We start from the raw sequence: 2066 nt of genomic DNA on the forward strand, positions 1-2066 counted from the left end.
TGTTGTGTCCACAACGCACAGACGATCACGCGGTGGCCGTCCTCATTCCCGCGGGATCCGAGGTCACCTCACGAACGGCGGCTGCCGTACTAGGATCGCCGGCATGACAACAGGGACGTTGATCACGGTTGCCCCCACCGGCGCGGAGTCGGCCAAGACGGAGGTGCCGGCGCTGCCGGTGACCCTTGACGAGCTGCTGCTCACCGCGAAGGAGTGCGAGGCGCTGGGCGCCTCCGTGATCCACGTCCACATCCGGGACGACGAGGCGCGGCCCACCCTCGACCAGGGCCGGCTCCGCGCGACCGTGGCGGCGTTGCGGGAGAGCACCGACCTGATCGTGCAGCTGTCCACCGGCGGCGCGGTCACCGACCCGGAGGCTGACCGGCTCGCCGTGCTGGACGCGGGGCCGGACATGGCCTCGTGCACCATGGGCACGGTCAACTTCGGCGAGGACGTCTTCCTCAACCGCTGGGAGTTCATCGTCGACCTGCACACCCGGATGCAGGAGCGCGGCATCGTGCCGGAGTACGAGATCTTCGACCTCGGTCACCTCACCGCGTTGCAGCGCCTGCTCGGCAAGTACGGCCTGCCGCACGGCGGCCACGTCCACGTCGACTTCGTCATGGGGGTGCCCGGCGGGATGCCGGGCACCACGGCCACCCTCGTCGCGGCCCAGCAGATGCTGCGCGACCTGCCGGAGGGCACCACCTTCTCGGCGACCGGCATCGGCCGTACCAGCATCCCGGTGATGCTCGCCGCGCTGTCCGCCGGCGGTCACCTGCGGGTCGGGATGGAGGACACGGTGACGTACGCCAAGGGCCGGCCGGTGGAATCCAACATGCAGCTGGTCGCCCGGGCGGTCGGCTTCGCCCAGCTGGCCCAGCGTCCGCCGCTGAACACCACCGAGGCCCGAGAGCTGCTCGGGCTGTAAGGGTGGTCCCCACCCGGCACCCCTGTACACCCGGAGGTTGAATCCCTGCTCACCCCGGCGGCGGCCGGGTCCGGTGCGTCGGTACCGTCCACGTCGTGGGAAAGACGTATCGGGGCGGCGCGCCGCTCGCCGAGGTGGTCCGGTCCGGCTTCGTGGAGGGTGTGCACCGAGGGTCCGTGGTGGTGCTGGACGCCGCCGGCGCGGTGCTGGCCGCGGCGGGTGACGTCACCTCGCCGGTCTTCCCCCGCTCCTCGAACAAGCCGATGCAGGCGGTCGGGATGATCCGCGCCGGGCTGCCGCTGACCGAATCCGCCGACCTGGCTCTGGTGGCGGCCAGCCACGCGGGGGAGGAGTTCCACCTGGCCCGGGTCGGCGGGCTGCTCGCCGGTGCCGGGCTCGGCGAGGACGACCTGCACTGCCCGCCGGAGCTGCCGGTCGGCGAGGAGGCGCGGGTGGCGGTGCTGCGGGCCGGCGGTGGCCCTACCCGGATCCAGATGAACTGTTCCGGCAAGCACGCCGGGATGCTGTTGACCTGCCGCGCCGCCGGCTGGCCGGCGGACGGGTACTGGCGGCCCGAGCACCCGCTCCAGCAGCGGCTGCGGGACGCGGTCGAGGAGTTCACCGGCGAGCAGGCGGCCGCGGTCGGCGTCGACGGCTGCGGTGCCCCGGTGCTGGCCGCGTCGTTGACCGGGCTGGCCGGGGCGTACCTCCGGCTGGTCACGGCCGAGCCCGGTACGGCGCCGCGCGCCGTGGCCGACGCGATGCGGGCGTACCCGGAGATTGTCGGCGGTACGCAGGCCGACGACACCCGGCTGATGCGCGGCGTACCCGGGCTGTTGGCGAAGGTGGGCGCGGAGGGTGTCATCGCCACGGCGCTGCCCGGCGTCGGTGCCGTGGCCCTGAAGATCGACGACGGCGCGGGCCGGGCCCGGATGCCGGTGCTGGTTTCCGCGCTGCGCCGACTTGCGGTCGACGCGCCGGTGCTGGAGGAGTTCGCGGAGGTGCCGCTCTTCGGCGGCGGCCTTCCGGTCGGTGCCGTACGCCCGCTCTGGTAGCCGGCCCACCGCCGTCTGGTGCCCGGCGCCGGGCCCCACACGGCAGGATATCAAGGCCGGAATGCGAGCCGCCCCGCGGT

Annotated in this window: 2 protein-coding genes; both read left to right on the forward strand. The window is 73.4% G+C overall.

Features of this window, described 5'->3' with window-relative positions; all coding sequences use genetic code 11:
• The first annotated feature begins 103 nt into the window (after positions 1-103).
• Positions 104-931 (forward strand): 3-keto-5-aminohexanoate cleavage protein, encoded by an 828-nt coding sequence (locus AB0M52_RS33485; protein ID WP_363961851.1) that lies wholly within the window; start codon positions 104-106, stop codon positions 929-931.
• 95 nt (positions 932-1026) lie between these two features.
• Complete coding sequence (locus AB0M52_RS33490; RefSeq protein WP_363961852.1) at positions 1027-1986, forward strand: asparaginase; 960 nt, start codon at positions 1027-1029, stop codon at positions 1984-1986.
• Positions 1987-2066 lie beyond the last annotated feature (80 nt).

Source organism: Micromonospora sp. NPDC051296 (assembly GCF_040682255.1).
Taxonomy (GTDB): domain Bacteria; phylum Actinomycetota; class Actinomycetes; order Mycobacteriales; family Micromonosporaceae; genus Micromonospora; species Micromonospora craterilacus.

Excerpts from the sequence above, each read along its gene's own strand:
- AB0M52_RS33485 (WP_363961851.1), top strand. The coding sequence starts at position 104 with ATGACAACAGGGACGTTGATCACGGTTGCCCCCACCGGCGCGGAGTCG.